Raw genomic sequence first — 230 nt, forward strand, 5'->3', positions numbered from 1 at the left:
GGGCTAGAACTGTTGGGAGTAGCGATAAATAAAAGAAATAACTCGCATCTTGCAGGACGCTTACTTTCGTCGTTTCCTTCGACCATTTCTCAAACTTTCTTGATACACCGAGCACAAGTACAAATAATAAAATAATCCATTCAAGAGGCACCGCTAAAAAGTATAGCAACTTTTTCACGCATGAATACTCTTGGCTTAGCGTAAGCTCACTTGCATTCATAAACGTTTCT

The 230-nt window shown here is 39.1% G+C and carries 1 pseudogene; it reads right to left on the bottom strand.

The window, feature by feature from the left end:
* Positions 1-230 (bottom strand): annotated as a pseudogene (locus tag KVT31_RS30080) (M48 family metallopeptidase); the annotation flags it as partial.

It is taken from the genome of Bacillus sp. GbtcB14, assembly GCF_019091205.1.
Classification (GTDB): Bacteria; Bacillota; Bacilli; order Bacillales; family Bacillaceae_G; genus Bacillus_A; species Bacillus_A cereus_AG.